Raw genomic sequence first — 19,873 nt, forward strand, 5'->3', positions numbered from 1 at the left:
TGCCGGCCAGCGGCCGGCACTACCGATGTCTTCCGTCAGTTCCGCAGCGGCTTGCCGGTCTTGAGCATGTGCGCGATGCGGGCCTGGGTCTTTTCCTGCTGGGCCAGTTCGACGAAGTGCTTGCGCTCCAGGGTCAGCAGCCACTCTTCGTCGACCAGGGTGCCGCGGTCGACCTTGCCGCCGCACAGCACGGTGGCGATGCGCTCGGCGATCTCGTAGTCGTACGGGCTGATGAAGCGGCCTTCCAGCATGTTGACCAGCATCATCTTGAAGGTGGCGATGCCGACGTCACCGGCCACCTGGATGCGGCGTGCCGGCAGCGGCGGACGGTAGCCCGCTTCGGCCAGGGCGCGTGCTTCGGCCTTGGCGATGTACAGGGCCTCGTAGCTGTTGAACACCACCTTGTCGGTGCTGCGCAGCAGGCCCAGTTCCTGGGCGTTGACCGCCGAGTTGGACACCTTGGCCATCGCCACGGTCTCGAAGGTCTTCTTCAGTTCGGCGAACACGTCACCGCCCGGGCCAGCGGCCTGCGAGGCGCGCACGGCCAGTTCCTTCAGGCCGCCGCCTGCCGGCAGCAGGCCGACGCCGGCCTCGACCAGGCCGATGTAGCTTTCCAGGAAGGCCACGGTCTTGGCGCTGTGCATCTGGAACTCGCAACCGCCACCCAGCGCCAGGCCGCGCACGGCAGCCACCACCGGCACCAGCGAGTACTTGATGCGCTGGCTGGTGCGCTGGAAGTTGTGCACCATCGCTTCGAACTGGTCGACCTTGCCGGCCTGCAGCAGGCCGAGGGCGCCGGCCAGGTCGGCACCGGCGGAGAAGGGCTCCTTCTGCTGCCAGATCACCAGGCCCTGGAAGTCCTTCTCGGCGCGGGTGACGCATTCCTGCAGGCCATCCAGCACATGGTCGGACACGGTGTTCATCTTGGTCTTGAAGCTGACCACGGCGATGCCATCGCCGTCGTGCCACATGCGCAGGCCGTCGTTCTCGAACACGGTCTCGCCCGGCGCGAACTTCTCACCCAGCAGCGGATCGGGGAAGCGCTGGCGCTGGTACACCGGCAGCGACGAACGCGGCAGCTTGGCGTTGCGCGACGGGCTGTAGCTGCCCTCGGCGGCATGCACGCCGTCACGGCCGTCAAATACCCAATCCGGCAGCGGGGCGTTGCTCATGCTCTTGCCAGCCACGATGTCATCGGCGATCCACTGCGCGACCTGCTTCCAGCCGGCGGCCTGCCAGGTTTCGAACGGGCCCAGCGACCAGCCGTAGCCCCAGCGGATGGCCAGGTCGACGTCGCGCGCGGTCTCGGCGATGTCGGCCAGGTGGTAGGCGCTGTAATGGAACAGATCGCGGAAGGTCGCCCACAGGAACTGCGCCTGCGGGTGCTGGCTCTCGCGCAGCTTGGCGAACTTCTCGGCCGGGTTCTTGATCTTCAGGATCTCGACCACTTCCGGTGCGGCGGCGCGGTCGGCCGGACGGTAGTCCTGCTTTTCCAGGTCCAGCACCACGATGTCCTTGCCGACCTTGCGGAAGATGCCGGCGCCGGTCTTCTGGCCCAGTGCGCCCTTGGCGATCAGCGCATCCAGCCACTTCGGCGACTTGAAGAATTCATGCCACGGGTCGTTGGGCAGGGTATCGCCCATGGTCTTGATCACGTGGGCCATGGTGTCCAGGCCGACCACGTCGGAGGTGCGGTAGGTCGCCGACTTCGGTCGGCCGACCAGCGGGCCGGTCAGGCCGTCCACTTCGTCGAAGCCCAGGCCGAATTCCTGGGTGTGGTGGATGGTGGACAGGATCGAGAACACGCCGATGCGGTTGCCGATGAAGTTCGGGGTGTCCTTGGCGTACACCACGCCCTTGCCCAGGGTGGTGACCAGGAACGCTTCCAGGCCTTCCAGCACGCTGGCGTCGGTGGTGGTGGCCGGGATCAGCTCGGCCAGGTGCATGTAGCGCGGCGGGTTGAAGAAATGCACGCCGCAGAAGCGGTGGCGCAGCTGTTCGGGCAGCACGTCGGCCAGCTTGTTGATGCCCAGGCCCGAGGTGTTGGAGGCCAGCACGGCGTGGTCGGCCACGAACGGGGCGATCTTCCTGTACAGGTCCTGCTTCCAGTCCATGCGCTCGGCGATGGCCTCGATGATCAGATCGCAGTCCTTCAGCTGTTCCAGGCCGGTCTCGTAGTTGGCCGGGGTGATGGCTTCGGCCAGCGACTTGCTGGCCAGCGGCGCCGGGCTCAGCTTGCCGAGGTTGGCGATCGACTTCAGCACGATGCCATCGGCCGGACCTTCCTTGGCAGGCAGGTCGAACAGCACGGTGTCGACGCCGGCATTGGTGAGGTGGGCGGCGATCTGGGCACCCATGACGCCGGCACCCAGCACGGCGGCGCGGCGGACTAGCAGGGAATTGGACATGGTGTAGGGCCTTTGTTGGTCAGCAGTTACTGGGTGGAATCAATGGAGGCGGGCAGGGCGCTGCCGCTGCGGGCGGCGGCACGGAATCCGGCCTCGGCGAAATGGATCAGTTCATGGGCGGCATGGGCACGATGCGCCGTTTCGGTGACACCGGCAGGTCGCTTGATCAGCCCGAAATCGGCCATGGCATAGGTCAGCGAGCCAGCGAGGAAATCCAGGCGCCAATAGAGCTCTTCCTTGCTCAGGCCGGGCACGCAGGTGGCGATCGCCTTGCCGAACTCACGCAGCACGTGGCCGTAGTGGTCGGACAGGAACTTGCGCAGGTTGTCGTTCTTTTCAGCGTAGGCACGGGCGATCACGCGGACGAAGGCGCCGCCGTTCTGGCGGTCTTGGGCCAGCGCCAGGGCCGGCTCGACGAAGGCGGCGAGCACCGGCCGCAGTTGCCCGGGGTGTTCGTTGCGGGCACGCTCAAGTTGAGCCAGACGAGCGCCGGTCATCTCGTCCATGCGGCGGCGGAACACCTCGTTGACCAGGTTTTCCTTGGAGCCGAAGTGGTAGTTGACCGCAGCGATGTTGACGTCGGCCTGGCTGGTGACCTGACGCAGCGAGGTGCCGGCAAAGCCGTGCTGGGCGAACAGCTCCTCGGCGGCGCCGAGGATCCGGTCCTTGGTCGAGAAGTGGGCGGGCTTGGCCATCGGGCGGGCGGACCTTAATCAAACGATTGTTTGATACTAGAACCAGACGGTAGCGTATGGCATTTTGCAATGCAGCAAAAATGCCTCGGCTGGTCAGAATCCGCTCAGGTGGGTGAATGGGGTAGTGCCGGCCGCTGGCCGGCAGCCCCCCGAGGTTGAATGGCGCCCACTGCCGGCCGGCGGCCGGCACTACCACCCTGCCGCTTTATCTTTTACAATCCGCGCACGTTTATCAGGCTAAGCCCGCGTTTCGACGCGGCTTTTTTTTTGTTACCCTTCGGGCCATCAGCGGCCCGATTCCATTGGAGACATCCCATGGCGCTGGAGCGCACCCTTTCGATCATCAAGCCGGACGCCGTTGCCAAGAACGTCATCGGCGAAATCTACGCCCGTTTCGAAAAGGCCGGCCTGAAGGTCGTGGCCGCCAAGTACAAGCAGCTGTCGCGCCGTGAAGCCGAAGGCTTCTACGCTGTGCACCGCGAGCGTCCGTTCTTCAACGCACTGGTCGAGTTCATGATCTCCGGCCCGGTGATGATCCAGGCCCTGGAAGGCGAGAACGCCGTCCTGGCCCACCGCGACCTGCTGGGCGCCACCAACCCGAAGGAAGCCGCTGCGGGCACCATCCGCGCCGACTTCGCCGAATCCATCGATGCCAATGCCGCCCACGGCTCGGACTCGGTCGAGAATGCCGCGATTGAAATCGCGTACTTCTTCGCCGCCACCGAAGTCGTCTCGCGCTGAGAGTAATGCCGTGAACGAGGTCGTACAGAAAATCGCCATCCAGCCGCTGCCGAAGTCGGCACCCACGGCTGGCAAGCAGAACCTGCTCGACCTCGATCGCGCGGGCCTGGAGAAGTTTTTCGTCGAGGTTCTCGGCGAGAAGAAGTTCCGCGCCCATCAGGTGATGAAGTGGATCCATCATCGCTACGTCACCGAGTTCGATGAGATGACCGACCTCGGCAAGGTCCTGCGCGCCAAGCTGCAGGAGCATGCCGAGGTCCTCGTCCCGAACATCATCTTCGACAAGCCCTCCGCCGACGGCACCCACAAGTGGCTGCTGGCGATGGGCGTGGATGGCAAGAACGCCATCGAGACCGTGTACATCCCCGACAAGACCCGCGGCACGCTGTGCGTGTCCTCGCAGGTCGGTTGTGGCCTGAACTGCACGTTCTGCTCCACCGCCACCCAGGGCTTCAACCGCAACCTGACCACCGCCGAGATCATCGGCCAGGTGTGGATCGCGGCGCGCCACCTGGGCAACGTGCCGCACCAGATGCGCCGTCTCACCAACGTGGTGATGATGGGCATGGGCGAGCCGCTGATGAATTTCGACAACGTCGTGCGTGCCATGAGCGTGATGCGCGACGATCTGGGCTATGGCCTGGCCAACAAGCGCGTGACCCTGTCGACCTCCGGCCTGGTGCCGCAGATCGACCGCCTGTCCGCCGAAAGCGACGTGTCGCTGGCGGTGTCGCTGCATGCGCCGAACGATGAGCTGCGCGAGACCCTCGTGCCGCTCAACAAGAAGTACCCGATCGCCGAGCTGATGGCTTCGTGCGCACGCTATCTGCGTGCCAACAAGCGCCGCGAATCGGTCACCTTCGAATACACCCTGATGAAGGGCATCAACGACCAGCCCGAGCACGCCCGCCAGCTGGCGCGGCTGATGCACCAGTTCGACAACGCGGTGCAGGCCAGGGACTCGGGCAAGGTCAACCTGATCCCGTTCAACCCGTTCCCGGGTACCCGCTACGAGCGCTCGGAAGAAGCGCATATCCGCGCCTTCCAGAAGATCCTGCTCGACAGCAACGTGCTGACCATGGTGCGCCGCACCCGTGGCGACGATATCGACGCCGCCTGTGGCCAGCTCAAAGGCCAGGTGATGGATCGCACCCGCCGCCAAGCCGAGTTCAACAAGACGCTGCAGGCGGGGAAGGGGAGCGATGCGGCGGCCTGACCGCTTCTGGCTGGCGCTGCTTGCAGGCGTGCTGGCCCTCTCGGTCACTGCTTGCAAGTCGCAGCCCAAAGCCAAGCTGGGCCCCAGCCAGGCGACGGTCTATTCGGTCCGCGACCCCGAAGGTGTTCGCCGGCAGGTCCGCGCCGCGGATCTGCTGGCCCTGGCTGTCCGCGACATGCAGAGCGGCAACCTGGACGCGGCCGAGCGCAAGACGCGCGATGCGATCAAGCTGGCGCCTGCCGACCCCGATGCACTGGTGCTGCTGGCCGGCATCGATGATCAGCGTGGCCGCACCCGACAGGCCGGGGAAGGTTTCCGCAGGGCTGCCGAGCTGGCGCCGCAGCGCGGCGATGTACTCAATAATTATGGTGCCTGGCTGTGCCAGAACGGGCAGGCTGCCGAGTCGTTGGCCTGGTTCGATCGTGCGCTGCAATCGCCCAACTACACCACGCCGGCCCAGGCGCAGGCCAATGGTGGCAGCTGTGCGTTGGACGCTGGCCAGCTTGAACGCGCCGAGCGCAACCTGCGTGCCGCTCTGGCGCAGGTGCCTGGCAACCCGGTCGCGCTGGAGGCGATGGCCCAGCTGAGCTTCCGTCGCGGCCAGTTCATGGAGGCCCGGGCCTTCGCCGAACGTAGGATTGCGGCTGCACCGGCCACGCGTTCCGTGTTACAACTTGCGTCTCAAATCGAGGCGCGGCTGGGTGATCAGGCAGCATCTGATCGCTATCTTCAGCGGATTCGACAGGAATTTCCGCAGGACGCGGGCTCCTAACTCCAGGGTTGATGCATTGTGATTGATGACCAGACTGTGAGCGATCTCGAGACCGTGGCCGGCTGCGGCACCCGCCTGCGCCAGGCCCGCGAGGCCGCCGGACTGACTCTCGAAGATGTCGGCCAGCGCCTGCGCATGCCGGTTCAAGTGGTCAAGTCGCTCGAGCAGGAGCAGTGGCAGAAGCTGGGGGCGCCGGTGTTCGTGCGCGGCCAGCTGCGCAGCTATGCCCGCCTGCTCGGCGTGGACGTCAGCGAACTGCTGGAACAGGCCCAGGTGGGCCCGGTGGTTCCGCCCACCCTGGTCAGCCACACCCATACCCCGCGTGCGCGCCGGATCGCCGAGAACCTCGGCCGCCGTGCGCTGTATGTCGGTATTACCGCTGTGCTGGCGGTCCCGGTCTGGTTCGCCACCCGTGGCCACTTCGATGGCGCCGCGCCTTCGCCGAGCACCGCCTCGCTGGACGTGATCCCGGCCGCCGTACCGGTTGCCCCGGCCGGCCCCGGGTCCGCCGCGGCGGCGCCCGCCGTGGTGGCGGCCGCGCCCGTCGCCAAGCCGGCCGCCACCCCGTACGTCGCCTCGCTGGCCCCGGTGCCGCGCGCTGCGCCGGCCCCTGCCGCCAATCTGGACATGCAGTTCAGCGGTGACAGCTGGGTCGATATCGCCGGCCCTGGGGGCGGTACCGTCGAGAAGGCGCTGATCAAGGCCGGCGAGAGCCGCAGCTTCACCCCGGGCCAGGTGACCCGCGTGACCCTGGGCAACGCCTCGGCGGTCCAGGTTCAGCAGAACGGCGCTATCGTCGATCTGACGCCCTACCAGCGAGCCAACGTGGCACGCTTTCAGGTATCCTCTGAAGGCTCCGTTGTCCCGGTTTCGCACTGAGACACGGTTTCACCACCTTCGATAATCCCAATGGTCCCTCCCGATGGGCGGGGCGAGAGTACGCATGGCGATCGACGATCTGCTCGACGAGCACGAACAAAGTGAACGCGTCCGCAGCTGGCTGCGGAAGAATGGCGCCAGCATCCTCGGTGGCGTAGTCATCGCCATCGGTGCCATTGCCGGCTGGCAGTGGTACCAGAAGGATCAGGGCGGCAAGCTGGCCTCGGCCAATGTCGAGTACCAGAAGGCCCTGGTCGGCCTGCAGCAGAACAAGCTCGATGACGCCGCCAAGGCGGTCAAGGCGCTGGAAGCTGGCCCGTCCAGCATCTACGGCGACCTGGCCGCGCTGCAGCTGGCCAAGGCCCAGGTCGATGCGGGCAAGAATGAAGAAGCGCTGGCCACCCTGCGTGCGGTGAAGGTCGACAGCGACCTGCAGCGCGTGGTCGACCAGCGCGTGGCACGCCTGCTGGTGGCGACCGGCAAGGGCGATGAGGCGATCAAGCTGCTGGGCAGCGCCACCGACAGCAGCAGCCTGGAAATCCATGGCGATGCGCTGATGGCGCAGGGCAAGCGCGACGCCGCCCGCGAACAGTATGAGAAGGCGCTGAAAACGCTGGACGTGGCAGCGCCGCAGCGGCGCCTGCTGGAAACCAAGGTTATGGACGCCGGCGGCACCGTCGCCGCCCCTGCGGAGTCGGTTTGATGAGTCAGAAGGTCATGATCACCCGCGTCGCCTCCGTGCTCCTGCTCGGCATGGCACTGTCCGGCTGCAGTACCATGAAGGGCTGGTTCGCCGGCAAGGACGCTGAAGCCAAGAAGGCGCAGGAGCCGGCCGAACTGGTCAAGTTCGAGCCGACCCTGAAGGTCAACAAGGCCTGGTCGGTCGATCTGGGCAAGGGCGAGCGCCGCATCGGCGTGCGCCAGGGCCCGGCGGTGGCCAATGGCCACGTGTTCGCTGCGGCCATCACCGGTGGCGTGCACGCCATCGACCTGCAGACCGGCAAGAAGGTCTGGACCTGGGAGCCGAAGAAGGAAAAGAAGAAGGCCAAGCTGCGGCTGTCCGGTGGTCCGGGCGTCGGCGAGAACCTGGTGGTCATCGGTACCCTCGATGGCCAGGTGATCGCGCTGGACATCAACGATGGCAGCGAGAAGTGGCGCGCACGCGTGCCCAACGAAGTGATCGCCGCGCCGGCCATTGCCCAGGGCATGGTCTTCGTGCGCAGCAATGACGGTCGCGTCACCGCGTTCGACGCCGGCAACGGCACCCAGAAGTGGTTCAACCCCAGCGAGCTGCCGGCACTGACCGTGCGTGGCAACGCGGCGGTGGTGACCGGTCCGGGCGTGCTGTTCATCGGCAAGGACGAGGGCAGCGTCGCTGCGCTGGCCATGCAGGACGGCCGCACGTTGTGGGACCAGAACGTGGGTACCGGCGAAGGCCGTACCGAGCTGGACCGCATGGCCGACGTCGATGGCGCCCCGGTGCTCGACGGTAACACTTTGTTCGTGAGCAGCTTCAAGAACCAGACCATGGCCATCGAAGGCCCGACCGGTCGCCCCCTGTGGGCGCGCGACCACGGCGGTGCCGGCGGCGTGGCGGTGTCTTCGGGCAATGTTTTCGTTACCGACAACAAGGGCGGCGTGTTCGGCCTGGACAAGGCCAGCGGCGCGGCGATGTGGTCGCAGACCGCACTGGCCCGGCGCTCGCTGACTGGTCCGGCGCTGCACGGCGACTACGTCGTGGTCGGTGACTACAAGGGATACCTGCATTGGCTGCAGGCCTCCGATGGCGCGATGGCGGCGCGGGCGAAAAGCGGCGGTGATGCGCTTCTGGCCCAGCCAATCGTCGTCGATGGGGTGCTGCTGGTGCAGAACGTTGATGGCAAGCTGACCGCATTCCGGTTGGCAAATTAATACGGAGTAATCGCGATGCTGCCTTTGGTCGCCCTGGTTGGACGGCCGAATGTCGGCAAGTCGACCATATTCAATGCACTGACCCGAACACGTGACGCCCTGGTCCATGACCAGCCCGGCGTCACCCGGGACCGCAACTATGGCGTCTGCCGGCTTGACGAGGACAACCATTTCCTCGTCGTCGATACCGGCGGCATCGCAGAGGAAGAAGAAGGCCTGGCTGGCGCTACCACGCGCCAGGCCCGTGCTGCCGCTGGCGAAGCTGACCTGATCCTGTTCGTCGTCGATGCCCGCGAGGGCACCTCGGCGATGGACGATGAGATCCTGGCCTGGCTGCGCAAGCTGTCGCGCCCGACGCTGCTGCTGATCAACAAGATCGACGGCACCGACGAGGACACCGTGCGTTCGGAGTTCGCCCGCTACGGCTTCAGCGAGATGCTGACCGTGTCGGCTGCCCACCGCCAGGGCCTGGACGACCTGTTGGACGAGGTCATCCAGCGCCTGCCGGAAGAGGGCAGCGGCGAAGAGCTGGACAACGATCCGAACCGCATCCGCATCGCCTTCGTCGGCCGCCCCAACGTGGGCAAGTCGACCCTGGTCAACCGCATCCTCGGCGAAGAGCGCATGATCGCTTCGGACGTGCCGGGCACCACCCGCGATTCGATCTCGGTGGACCTGGAGCGCGACGGCCGCGAGTACCGCCTGATCGACACCGCCGGCCTGCGTCGCCGTTCGCGCGTGGACGAGGTCGTCGAGAAGTTCTCGGTGGTCAAGACCATGCAGTCGATCGAGCAGTGCCAGGTGGCCGTGCTGATGCTCGATGCCACCGAAGGTGTGACCGACCAGGACGCCACCGTGCTCGGCGCCGTGCTGGATGCCGGCCGCGCGCTGGTGATCGCGATCAACAAGTGGGATGGCCTGACCGACTACCAGCGTGAGCAGGCCGAAACGATGCTGTCGCTGCGCCTGGGCTTCGTGCCGTGGGCCGAATCGGTGCGCATCTCGGCCAAGCATGGCTCGGGCCTGCGCGAGCTGTTCCGTGCGGTGCACCGCGCGCACGAATCGGCGAACAAGACCTTCACCACCAGCGAGGTGAACAAGGCGCTGGAAGTGGCCTACGAGACCAACCCGCCGCCGACCATCCGCGGCCACGTCTCCAAGCTGCGTTACGTGCACCCGGCTGGCGCCAACCCGCCGACCTTCATCGTGCACGGCACCCGCCTGAAGGAACTGCAGGAGTCGTACAAGCGCTACCTGGAGAACTTCTTCCGCAAGCGCTTCAAGCTGATCGGAACGCCGGTGCAGTTCATCTTCCGCGAGGGTGCCAACCCGTACGAAGGCAAGAAGAACGTGCTGACCGAACGGCAGGTCAAGGCCAAGCGGCGCTTGATGAAGCACGTCAAGGGCAAGTGATCCACGAGAAGGCGGCCGCAGGGCCGCCTTTTTCGTTGCATCGGCGGCGACGCCGCGCTCCTGGAATCTGTCGTCTCACACCAGCATCGATTGCTGCGCGGAAATACCTGCCGTCGCGCCTTGCCATATCGCGGTGGTGACGGAGGCCATGGCCGGGTTTGCAAGATCGCCAGCGGCGTAGATGCCCGGTACGCTGGTTTCCCGGCGCTCGTCGACCTTGATGGCAGTGCCGAGGGGCGTAGTGACCGTGCCCAGGCCCAAAGATTCATGCAGGCTTGCGGAGGGCCTGTTGCGCGGGTGCGCAAACAGCATATCGATCACTACATCGCCGGCGGTATCGAGCTTGATGGCGGTTCCATGTCCCGTGCGATGGTGGATCTCCGTGATCCGGCCATCGACCACCGGTATGTTGCGACGTGCCAGGTCTGCCCGTACATCGGGTGCGATGTCGTGACCATCGGCAAAGACCGTCAACGTGCCGGTCCAATCGTGGTAAAGCCTGACATAGGTATGCGACTGCGGGCCCGACCAGACCAGGCCCCAACGCTGGTCGGCGACTTCAAAGCCGTCGCAGTATGGGCACGGCACGATGGATGAGCCCCAGTTCTCGGCAAAGCCCGGGACATCCGGCATCTGGTCGACAACGCCATAACTCAGGATCAGTCGGCGCGCGCCAAGGGACGCGCCATCGCCAGTAAGGACGGAGAAGTTGTCGATGGCGCCGGAAATGCTGTCGGCCCGCGCGTTCACCAGCCTGATCGTCGGATAGCGCGCGAGTTGTTGGCGTGCGTCGGTCAGGATGTTCTGTGGTGGCTTGTGATCGTGGCCGAGTACACCATGGGAGTGGCTGGCGAAGCGATTGCGCTGTAGACCGGTATCGAGAACGGTGACCCTGCGGCGGGCACGGCCGAGCTGCAGCGCGGCGGCGAGGCCGGCAAAGCTGCCGCCGATGATGATGACGTCATCCATGGTGTTCTGCTCTATGTCGTGGAAGGGAGCGGGACCGGGTCGGGCGCGTAACATTGATCAGTTGGCGCGATTTATGGTACTGTCGGGTACCGTAATGTGTGCACCGGGATACTGTCAAGTAGTGCAATCATGACCAGCAGAATCAGCCAGGCTCGCCGTGGTCGGCCGGCCAACGAGGCGCTCGGCCAATCAATAATTGATGCCGCAAGCGAACTCTTCGTGGAACTGGGCTTTCAAGCCACGACAATGGAAAAGGTCGCCCAGCGGGCGAAGATATCCAAGCTGAGCATCTATCGGAAATTCGAGAACAAGGAGGCGCTGTTCAGCGCAGCCATTGCGGCCCACTGCCATCAGTTCGCACCCCAGGCCCTTGTTGAAGGCGGCGACGGTTCGGCTGAAGATCAGCTGGTGGCAGTGGCTTCATCCCTGCTTCGTACCCTGTTGAGCCCGGACGTTCGAAGTGTCGAAGCCATGATCATGGCCGACAAGACCAATCAACAATCGTTGAGCAGGCTCCATTACCAAGCCGGCCCGGCCTACGTCATCGTCCAGATCGAGGCCCTGTTGCGACAGTTGCACGCCAAGGCGGCCCTGAACGTGCCCGATCCTCTCCTGTCTGCCCGCTTGTTTGGCGCGCTCATCAGAGGATCCGATCTCTTGGCAATCGCTCGCTTCGATGAAGCGATAGCAGGGAGCGACGACCAGATCGAATCCTACTGCCGGTCGGCTGTCGCTCTGTTCATCGCCGCACACGGTGGCAACACCTACGCCGTCGCATAGCTGTTTCGGGCGCGGCCTGGTCCAGGTGCGTGACGTCTGCGCGATAATGGCGGCATGAGCATTCCAGAGCTTTCCCCCGCCCAGGCACGTGAGCGCCTGGCCCACGGTGCCATGCTGATTGATGTGCGCGAGGCGCACGAACGGGCCGGGGGCATGGCCGAGGGCGCGCGCGGCGTGGCCAAGGATGAGCTGCTGACCGGCCCCGCGGCGTACCTGCCACGGCAGGAACAGGAAATCCTGCTGATCTGCCAGAGCGGCAAGCGCTCGGCCGATGCGACGCAGGCGCTGCTGGATGCGGGCTATACCAACGTGAGCTCCGTGACCGGCGGCACCGTGGCCTGGCGCGAGCAGGCGCTGCCGCTGGTGCAGCCACTGACCAGCGCCGCTGACCGCGATTTCTACGACCGCTATTCGCGCCACCTGCTGCTGCCGCAGGTGGGCGAGGCTGGCCAACGCCGCCTGCAGCAGTCGCGGGTGCTGGTGCTGGGCGCGGGCGGCCTGGGCGCGCCGGCCGGGTTCTACCTGGCGGCCGCCGGGGTAGGGCACCTGCGTTTTGCCGACCACGATCGTGTCGAGCGCAGCAACCTGCATCGGCAGATCGTGCATACCGAGGCCAGCGTCGGTCAGCTGAAGGTTGATTCGGCACGTGAGCGGCTGCTGGCGTTGAACCCGTCCATCGCGGTCGAGGCCGTGCCCGAGCGGGTCACCTCGGAGAACGTGGACCGCCTGCTGCAGGACGTTGACGTGGTGCTGGACGGTTCGGACAACTTCCCTTTGCGCTACCTGCTCAACGACGCCTGCATCAAGCACGCCACGCCGATGGTCTACGCCGCCATCGAGCGCTTCGACGGCCAGGTGAGCGTGTTCGATGCCGGCCGCCAGCGTGGCGTGGCGCCGTGCTATCGCTGCCTGTTCCCGGAGCCGCCGCCGCCGGAGTTCGCGCCGAACTGTTCCGAGGCCGGCGTGCTGGGCGTGCTGCCTGGGCTGGCGGGTGTGCTGCAGGCCACCGAGGTGCTGAAGCTGCTGCTGGGCATCGGCGAACCGTTGGTGGGCCGCCTGCTGCGCTTCGATGCGCTGGGCATGCACTTCCGCGAGACCCGCATCAGCCCTGACCCGCAGTGCCCGGTGTGCGCACCCGGCGTGCCGTTCCCGGGGTATATCGATTACGCCGCGTTCTGCCGGGGCGGGTGAACCCGGTAGCGCCGGGCCATGCCCGGCGGATGTGCCTGCGCGCGCCGCTGCGCTCGCCGGGCATGGCCCGGCGCTACCATTTATGGTTTCGGGATGATGCGCTTCCGCGAGACCCGCATCGAGCCGGACCCGCAGTGCCCGCTGTGCGCGCCGGGCGTGCCGTTCCCGGGGTATATCGATTACGCCGCGTTCTGCCGGGGCGGGTGAACCCGGTAGCGCCGGGCCATGCCCGGCGGATGTACCTGCGCGCGCCGCTGCGCTCGCCGGGCATGGCCCGGCGCTACCGTTTATGGTTTCGGGATGATGCCCGGGGCCACTCCCGCTATCGTTCCATCTCCAAGACAATAAAACGCAACACACGTGCTATTGCCGTCATCGGTGTTGCTCTATCGTTGAGGCCGATTTCGATTTCCGGGGAACCCACCGCATGGCGGTAGAAGCAGCGACCAGCGAGCTGGTCAAGGTCGTCGCCCTGTTGGGCGCAGCAGTGGTGATGGTGCCGCTGTTCCGTCGGCTCGGCCTGGGCTCGGTGCTGGGCTACTTCGCCGCCGGCCTGGCGATCGGCCCGTTCGGGCTGGGCTGGTTCTCCGACCCGCAGGCGATCCTGCATACCGCCGAACTCGGCGTGGTCATGTTCCTGTTCGTCATCGGCCTGGAAATGCGGCCCTCGCACCTGTGGAGCCTGCGCAAGGAGATCTTCGGGCTGGGCACGCTGCAGATCGTCACCTGCGCGCTGGTGCTGACCAGCATCGCCAAGCTGTTCGGGCTGCCGTGGCAGATCGCCTTCATCGGCGCCACCGGTTTCGTGCTGACCTCCACCGCGGTGGTGATGCAGCTGCTGGCCGAGCGCGGCGACATCGCGCTGCCATCGGGGCAGAAGATCGTCTCGATCCTGCTGTTCGAAGACCTGCTGATCGTGCCGTTGCTGGCACTTGTCGCGTGGATGGCGCCGGCTGCGGGCAGTGCCGATGGCGAGGGCTCGCGCTGGATGTCGGTGGCGATCGGCGTGGGTGCCATCGTCGGCCTGGTGCTGGTGGGCCGCTTCCTGCTCAATCCGCTGTTCCGCGTGCTGGCCGAATCGAAAGCGCGCGAAGTGATGACCGCTGCCGCACTGCTGGTGGTGCTGGGCGCGGCGCTGCTGATGCAGCTGTCCGGGTTGTCGATGGCGATGGGCGCGTTCCTGGCCGGCGTGCTGCTGAGCGAATCGACCTTCCGCCACCAGATCGAAGCAGACATCGAACCGTTCCGCGGCATCCTGCTGGGCCTGTTCTTCCTCAGCGTGGGCATGGCGCTGGACCTGGGCGTGGTGGCCGGCAACTGGCCGATGATCCTCGGCCTGGTGGTGGCGCTGATGGCGGCCAAGGCGTTGTGCATCTACGTGGTTGCGCGGTTGATGGGCAGCGACCATGCGCAGGCACTGGACCGTGGCGTGCTGATGGCGCAGGGCGGCGAGTTCGCCTTCGTGCTGTTCTCGGCAGCGGCGAGTGCCGGGGTGATCAGCCTGGACATCAATGCCAACTTCACGGCCGTGGTGGTGCTGTCGATGGCGCTGACGCCGCTGGTGGTGCTGGTCTACAAGCGCGTGGCGCCGACGCCGACCGTCAGCCTGGAAGGCGTGGACACCGCCGATGGCCTGTCCGGCAGCGTGCTGCTGATCGGCTTCGGCCGCTTCGGCCAGGTGGCCAGCCAGTCGCTGCTGGCCCGCGACGTGGACGTGACCATCATCGACAACGATGTGGAGATGATCCACAACGCCGAGCGCTTCGGTTTCAAGATCTATTACGGCGACGGCACCCGGCTGGACGTGCTGCATGCCTCCGGCGCGGGCAGTGCGCGGGCGATTGCGGTGTGCGTGAACAATGCCGAGGATGCTGACCGCATCGTCGAACTGGTGGCCCATCAGTTCCCGCAGGCCAAGCTGCTGGTGCGCTCGTTCGACCGCGAACATTCGCTGCGGTTGATCCATGCCGGCGTGGATTTCCAGATCCGCGAAACTTTCGAGTCGGCGCTGCTGTTCGGGCAGGCGGCACTGGTGGAACTGGGCGCGGACGAAGACGATGCGCGCGAGATCGCCGAGCAGATCCGCGAGCGCGATGCCGAGCGCTTCGAACTGGAAATGGCCGGTGGCAGCCTGAGGGCCGGCGCGCACATGGTGTTCGGCAGCGCGCTGCCGGGTGTGCCGACGCCGACGCCGTTTACCGCGCCCAAGCGCAAGGCACGCACGCTCAATGCGGATGAAGTGCCGGAAGAAGAAGAGGAATGATCTGAAGCCTTGGTGGTGCCGGCCGCTGGCCGGCAGCTGCACGGTGCTTCCTGCGTTCATGAGGTTGCCGGCCAGCGGCCGGCACTACCGAAGCGGCGGCGGCCCGCATTCCCGGTGGGCGAGGGGGCGTGAATCGGGGACAATAGCGTCCCCGCCGCCCCACGCCCGCACCCGATGACCGACTCCGCCCCCCAGCTTCCTGCCCGCATCCTCGATGGCCGCCGTATCGCCGAGGACCTGCTCGACAGCCTGAAGGTGCGGGTCGACGCCCGTGTCGCCGCCGGTGGCAGCCGCCCCGGCCTGGCCGTGGTGCTGGTGGGGGGCGACCCGGCCTCGACCGTGTACGTGCGCAACAAGCGCCGCGCCGCCGAGAAGGTGGGCATCGAAGCGTATGACTACGACCTGCCGGCCGGCACCACCGAGGCCGAGCTGCTCGACCTGATCGACCAGCTCAACGCGGACCCGAAGATCAACGGCATCCTGATCCAGCTGCCGCTGCCAGGCATTCCCGACGCGCGCCGGCTGATCCAGCGCATCGACCCGCGCAAGGACGTGGACGGCTTCCATCCGGAAAACGTCGGCCACCTGGCCCTGCGCGAGTTCGGCCTGCGCCCGTGCACCCCGCGTGGCATCACCACGTTGCTGGGCCACACCGACCAGCCCGTGCGCGGCCGCAACGCCACCATCGTCGGTGTCAGCAACCACGTCGGCCGGCCGATGGGCCTGGAGCTGCTGATTGCCGGCTGCACCGTGACCAGCTGCCACAAGTTCACCCCCAAGGACGTGCTGGAACAGGCCGTGCGCAACGCCGACATCCTGGTGGTGGCGGTGGGCCGCCCGGGCATCGTGCCGGGCGAGTGGGTGAAGCCGGGTGCGGTGGTGATCGACGTGGGCATCAACCGCTTGGATGACGGCCGGTTGGTGGGCGATGTCGGGTTCGAGGCCGCAGCGCAGCGGGCGAGCTGGATCACCCCGGTGCCGGGTGGGGTAGGCCCGATGACCGTGGCCACGCTGATGCAGAACACGTTGGAAGCGGCGGAAGCCGGGAACTGACCGCACCTGGGCTGCTTGCGGTGGGGCTTGGTAGCGCCGGGCCATGCCCGGCGGATTGCTGCGGCGCCGCTGCGCTCGCCGGGCATGGCCCGGCGCTACCGGGGGCGCGTCGATGCCCCGTAGTTCCCGCCGGTCCGCATGACCCGCTCTTGGTAGGTGCCAACCTTGGTTGGCACGAAAAATCAGGCGCCAGCTCCCCATATGGGGCAAGGGCCTTCCGGTTGTGTGCCAACCAAGGTTGGCCGCTACCAAGGGCGGTGCGCCGGCGTCTGAACCAATTGCCGCCCGCGCGACACTGCGTCGCATCTACCCCCTGCCACAGGCAGCGAAAACAGGGTAAAATGTCGCGCTTCCCCACATCTCGGGTATGCCGATGCTGCGCATCCAGGCTGAAGCACTCACTTACGACGACGTCTCGCTCGTCCCCGCTCATTCGACCATCCTGCCCAAGGACGTCAACCTCGAAACGCGGTTGACGCGCGACCTGAAGCTCAAGCTTCCGATCCTGTCCGCCGCCATGGATACCGTCACCGAAGCACGCCTGGCCATCGCCATGGCACAGCTGGGTGGCATGGGCATCATCCACAAGAACCTGAGCGTGGAGCAGCAGGCCGCGGAAGTGGCCAAGGTCAAGAAGTTCGAGGCCGGCGTCATCCGCGACCCGATCACCGTCGGCCCGGAAACCACCATCCGCGACGTGCTGGCCCTGACCCAGGCGCACAACATCTCCGGCGTGCCGGTGGTGGGCAGCGACGGCCTGCTGGCCGGCATCGTGACCCATCGCGACATGCGCTTCGAGACCGAGCTGGACGATCCGGTCCGCCACATCATGACCAAGAAGGATCGCCTGATCACGGTCAAGGAAGGCGCCGCGTCTGATGAAGTGCTGCAGCTGCTGCACCGCAACCGCATCGAAAAGGTGCTGGTGGTCAACGATGATTTCGCCCTGCGTGGCCTGATCACCGTCAAGGACATCCAGAAGAACACCGACTTCCCGAACGCTGCCAAGGACATCGCCACCCGCCTGCTGGTCGGCGCGGCTGTCGGCGTGGGCGGCGATACCGACCGCCGCGTGGAAGCGCTGGTGGCTGCCGGCGTGGACGTGATCGTGGTCGATACCGCGCACGGCCATTCGCAGGGCGTGCTGGACCGCGTCAGCTGGGTCAAGAAGAACTTCCCGAACGTGCAGGTCATCGGTGGCAACATCTGCACCGGTGAAGCCGCGCTGGCGCTGCTGGACAGCGGCGCGGACGCAGTGAAGGTCGGCATCGGCCCGGGCTCGATCTGCACCACCCGCGTGGTGGCAGGCGTGGGCGTGCCGCAGATCACCGCGATCGACCTGGTGGCCGAAGCGCTGCAGGACCGCATCCCGCTGATCGCCGACGGTGGCATCCGCTACTCCGGCGACATCGGCAAGGCACTGGCCGCCGGTGCTTCGACCATCATGATTGGTGGCCTGCTGGCCGGTACCGAGGAATCGCCGGGCGAAACCGAGCTGTTCCAGGGCCGTTCGTACAAGAGCTACCGCGGCATGGGCTCGCTGGCTGCGATGGAGAAGGGGTCCAAGGACCGCTACTTCCAGGACGCCGCCACCGCCGACAAGCTGGTGCCCGAAGGCATTGAAGGCCGCGTGCCGTACCGCGGCCCGGTGGGCGGCATCATCCACCAGCTGATGGGCGGCCTGCGCGCCACCATGGGCTACGTGGGTTGCGCCACCGTCGAGGACATGCGCAGCAAGCCCAAGTTCGTAAAGATCAGCGGCGCCGGCCAGCGCGAGAGCCACGTCCACGATGTGACGATCACCAAAGAGCCGCCGAACTACCGCTCCTGATGCGGGACGAGCAAAGAGGAACGAGGAAGCTGATTCCCGTTCCTCTTTCTCCATCTGCCGCTGAAAAATCTGACGTTTTCGTTTTCCCTACTGCATTGCCGGGGCGCCATGACCAACATCCATAACGACAAGATCCTCATCCTCGATTTCGGCGCGCAGTACACGCAGCTGATTGCCCGCCGCATCCGCGAGCTGGGCGTCTACTGCGAAATCTGGGCGTGGGACCACAACCCGGCCGAGATCGCCGCGTTCGGCGCCAAGGGCATCATCCTGTCCGGCGGCCCGGAATCGACCACGCTGCCGGGCGCGCCCGCCGCACCGCAGGAAGTATTCGACAGCGGCCTGCCGATCTTCGGCATCTGCTACGGCATGCAGACCCTGGCCGCGCAGCTGGGCGGTGCCACCGAAGCGGCGGACCAGCGCGAATTCGGCCACGCCGAAGTGAACGTGATCAACCCCGATGCACTGTTCAAGGGCCTGAGCGACCACGGCGGCGAGCCGAAGCTGAATGTCTGGATGAGCCACGGCGACCACGTCTCCGTTGCACCGCCGGGCTTCACCATCACCGCCACCACCGACCGCATTCCGGTGGCCGCCATGGCCAACGAAGAAAAGCGCTGGTACGGCGTGCAGTTCCACCCGGAAGTGACCCACACCCTGCAGGGCCAGGCGCTGCTGCGCCGCTTCGTGGTGGACGTGTGCGGCTGCCAGACCCTGTGGACCGCTGCCAACATCATCGACGACCAGATCGCCCGCGTGCGCGAACAGGTGGGCGATGACGAAGTGATCCTGGGCCTGTCCGGTGGCGTCGATTCGTCGGTTGTGGCCGCGCTGCTGCACAAGGCGATCGGCGACAAGCTGACCTGCGTGTTCGTGGATACCGGCCTGCTGCGCTGGCAGGAAGGCGACCAGGTGATGGCGATGTTTGCCGAGCACATGGGCGTGAAGGTGGTGCGCGTGAATGCCGCCGACCGTTACTTCGCCGCGCTGGAAGGCGTGAGCGACCCGGAAGCCAAGCGCAAGATCATCGGCAACCTGTTCGTTGAGATCTTCGATGAAGAGTCGAACAAGCTGAAGAACGCCAAGTGGCTGGCGCAGGGCACCATCTATCCGGACGTGATCGAGTCGGCCGGCAGCAAGACCGGCAAGGCGCATGTGATCAAGAGCCACCACAACGTGGGCGGCCTGCCGGAGCACATGAAGCTGGGCCTGGTGGAGCCGCTGCGCGAGCTGTTCAAGGACGAAGTGCGCCGCCTGGGCGTCGAGCTGGGCCTGCCACGCAGCATGGTCTACCGCCACCCGTTCCCGGGCCCGGGCCTGGGCGTGCGTATCCTGGGCGAAGTGAAGCGCGAATACGCCGAACTGCTGGCCAAGGCCGATGCCATCTTCATCGACGAGCTGCGCAAGGCGGATCTGTACGACAAGACCAGCCAGGCGTTTGCCGTGTTCCTGCCGGTGAAATCGGTGGGCGTGGTGGGTGATGCGCGGGCTTACGAGTGGGTGATTGCGCTGAGGGCGGTGGAGACGATCGACTTCATGACGGCGCACTGGGCGCATCTGCCGTATGAGTTCCTGGGGACGGTGAGCAACCGGATCATCAATGAGCTGCGGGGGGTGTCGCGGGTGGTTTATGACATCTCGGGGAAGCCGCCGGCGACTATTGAGTGGGAATGATCCTGCTGGTTGATAGAGCTAAATGAAAAGAGCGCTTCGGCGCTCTTTTCATTTCTGGCAGCACGCTTTGTCGTCTC

The 19,873-nt window shown here is 66.1% G+C and carries 16 protein-coding genes; 13 read left to right on the plus strand and 3 right to left on the minus strand.

Annotated features, from left to right (window positions below):
- Positions 1-35: 35 nt before the first annotated feature.
- Together LMF57_RS08465 and LMF57_RS08470 are read right to left on the minus strand one after the other, a co-directional pair.
- The gene (locus tag LMF57_RS08465; RefSeq protein WP_025875013.1) at positions 36-2,408 is read right to left on the minus strand and encodes a 3-hydroxyacyl-CoA dehydrogenase/enoyl-CoA hydratase family protein; all 2,373 of its coding nucleotides are present in this window, start codon (positions 2,406-2,408) and stop codon (positions 36-38) included.
- Positions 2,409-2,434: 26 nt separating this feature from the next.
- Positions 2,435-3,103, minus strand: coding sequence for a TetR family transcriptional regulator (locus tag LMF57_RS08470; protein WP_025875011.1), 669 nt, complete (start codon positions 3,101-3,103; stop codon positions 2,435-2,437).
- Positions 3,104-3,418: 315 nt separating this feature from the next.
- Here LMF57_RS08470 and ndk point away from each other — a divergent pair, with 315 nt between their 5' ends.
- The 7 genes from ndk to der all read left to right on the plus strand — a co-directional run bounded on the left by ndk (position 3,419) and on the right by der (position 10,035).
- The gene (ndk, locus tag LMF57_RS08475; RefSeq protein ID WP_008265389.1) at positions 3,419-3,844 is read left to right on the plus strand and encodes a nucleoside-diphosphate kinase; all 426 of its coding nucleotides are present in this window, start codon (positions 3,419-3,421) and stop codon (positions 3,842-3,844) included.
- A gap of 10 nt (positions 3,845-3,854) precedes the next feature.
- On the plus strand, positions 3,855-5,060 hold the full coding sequence (gene rlmN / locus LMF57_RS08480; protein ID WP_093819808.1) for a 23S rRNA (adenine(2503)-C(2))-methyltransferase RlmN: 1,206 nt from the start codon (positions 3,855-3,857) through the stop codon (positions 5,058-5,060).
- A complete protein-coding gene (gene pilW / locus LMF57_RS08485) occupies positions 5,047-5,832 on the plus strand; it encodes a type IV pilus biogenesis/stability protein PilW (protein WP_117310185.1) in 786 nt (261 codons plus the stop codon). The genes rlmN and pilW overlap by 14 nt, the downstream gene beginning before the upstream one ends.
- Positions 5,833-5,850: 18 nt before the next feature.
- Entirely contained in the window at positions 5,851-6,711 is an 861-nt protein-coding gene (locus tag LMF57_RS08490; RefSeq protein WP_117310186.1) for a RodZ domain-containing protein, read from the plus strand.
- 64 nt (positions 6,712-6,775) lie between these two features.
- On the plus strand, positions 6,776-7,414 hold the full coding sequence (locus LMF57_RS08495) for a tetratricopeptide repeat protein (RefSeq protein ID WP_208081660.1): 639 nt from the start codon (positions 6,776-6,778) through the stop codon (positions 7,412-7,414).
- Complete coding sequence (bamB, locus tag LMF57_RS08500) at positions 7,414-8,622, plus strand: outer membrane protein assembly factor BamB (RefSeq protein ID WP_208081659.1); 1,209 nt, start codon at positions 7,414-7,416, stop codon at positions 8,620-8,622. The genes LMF57_RS08495 and bamB overlap by 1 nt, the downstream gene beginning before the upstream one ends.
- 15 nt (positions 8,623-8,637) lie before the next feature.
- On the plus strand, positions 8,638-10,035 hold the full coding sequence (der, locus tag LMF57_RS08505; RefSeq protein WP_093819797.1) for a ribosome biogenesis GTPase Der: 1,398 nt from the start codon (positions 8,638-8,640) through the stop codon (positions 10,033-10,035).
- Positions 10,036-10,110: 75 nt separating this feature from the next.
- Here der and LMF57_RS08510 read toward each other — a convergent pair whose 3' ends face one another.
- Positions 10,111-11,004 carry an NAD(P)/FAD-dependent oxidoreductase gene (locus LMF57_RS08510; RefSeq protein ID WP_229291207.1) on the minus strand — a complete coding sequence of 298 codons (894 nt, stop codon included), beginning with the start codon at positions 11,002-11,004 and terminating at the stop codon, positions 10,111-10,113.
- A 129-nt stretch (positions 11,005-11,133) separates the two neighbouring features.
- Between LMF57_RS08510 and LMF57_RS08515 the strand changes: the two genes are divergently transcribed.
- The 6 genes from LMF57_RS08515 (at position 11,134) to guaA (ending at position 19,796) form a co-directional block, all read left to right on the plus strand.
- A complete protein-coding gene (locus LMF57_RS08515) occupies positions 11,134-11,784 on the plus strand; it encodes a TetR/AcrR family transcriptional regulator (RefSeq protein ID WP_229291208.1) in 651 nt (216 codons plus the stop codon).
- 54 nt (positions 11,785-11,838) lie between these two features.
- Positions 11,839-12,975, plus strand: coding sequence for a molybdopterin-synthase adenylyltransferase MoeB (moeB, locus tag LMF57_RS08520; protein WP_208081657.1), 1,137 nt, complete (start codon positions 11,839-11,841; stop codon positions 12,973-12,975).
- A 427-nt stretch (positions 12,976-13,402) separates the two neighbouring features.
- Positions 13,403-15,238: a monovalent cation:proton antiporter-2 (CPA2) family protein gene (locus LMF57_RS08525; RefSeq protein WP_059063917.1), complete on the plus strand. Its 1,836-nt coding sequence runs from the start codon at positions 13,403-13,405 to the stop codon at positions 15,236-15,238.
- Between the two features lie 174 nt (positions 15,239-15,412).
- On the plus strand, positions 15,413-16,291 hold the full coding sequence (gene folD / locus LMF57_RS08530) for a bifunctional methylenetetrahydrofolate dehydrogenase/methenyltetrahydrofolate cyclohydrolase FolD (protein ID WP_117310191.1): 879 nt from the start codon (positions 15,413-15,415) through the stop codon (positions 16,289-16,291).
- Between the two features lie 373 nt (positions 16,292-16,664).
- Positions 16,665-18,122, plus strand: a complete 1,458-nt coding sequence (gene guaB, locus LMF57_RS08535; RefSeq protein WP_032976170.1) for an IMP dehydrogenase — start codon at positions 16,665-16,667, stop codon at positions 18,120-18,122.
- Between the two features lie 108 nt (positions 18,123-18,230).
- Complete coding sequence (guaA, locus tag LMF57_RS08540; RefSeq protein ID WP_229291209.1) at positions 18,231-19,796, plus strand: glutamine-hydrolyzing GMP synthase; 1,566 nt, start codon at positions 18,231-18,233, stop codon at positions 19,794-19,796.
- Positions 19,797-19,873: the final 77 nt, after the last annotated feature.

Origin of the sequence: Stenotrophomonas sp. SI-NJAU-1, assembly GCF_020883215.1 — a bacterium.
GTDB classification, from domain to species: domain Bacteria; phylum Pseudomonadota; class Gammaproteobacteria; order Xanthomonadales; family Xanthomonadaceae; genus Stenotrophomonas; species Stenotrophomonas indicatrix.